This is a genomic window from Treponema sp. R8-4-B8 (genome assembly GCF_054786175.1).
In genome coordinates, this window is sequence record NZ_BDHE01000295.1 from 1 (window position 1) to 531 (window position 531).

Annotated in this window: 1 protein-coding gene; it reads left to right on the top strand. The window is 42.9% G+C overall.

The window, feature by feature from the left end; genetic code table 11:
* Positions 1-393, top strand: a 393-nt coding sequence (locus ACYVRA_RS08465) for a hypothetical protein (protein ID WP_461252285.1), incomplete at its 5' end; no start/stop codon positions are given.
* Between the last annotated feature and the right edge of the window lie 138 nt (positions 394-531).

Genomic DNA, 531 nt, shown 5'->3' on the forward strand with positions numbered 1-531 from the left:
TCAACGTCAAAGGCTGTCTCTTATACACATCTAGATGTGTATAAGAGACAGTCTTTACAGTATGCGTCATTATCAATACATAATAGGGATGACAGGGTACGGGCGGTAGCGCTGTGTAAATTAAACGATCCTTTAAATTACACAGAAATTATACCGAAAAAACGAGCAAAAACGTGGGTTTTAGGGCCTTTGGGGGTGTGTCAAAAAAAGGATCGTTTAAATTGCACAGTTATCCGGTCTGCCTTGCCTGCGGCGTGGGCGGATACGGCCGAAATCAGGCCATTTGCGTCGGTTTTGGGTTTATTTTCAGCGGTATCGTGGTACATTTTCTTCGTCCTTTATCCTAATTTTTGCGGTTTCTGCCTGTTTTTTGCGGTAAAAACCGCTTTTTAGCCTTATTCCGGGCCATTTGGCCGTTGGAACCGTCGGTCAAGCGGCGTTTTGGCGTCGATTTTGACCTTACCATTTCATTTTACCATCAATTTTTGGGTTATGCAAGGTTTTTTTTGCGGAAAGCGAAGATTTTTTTTG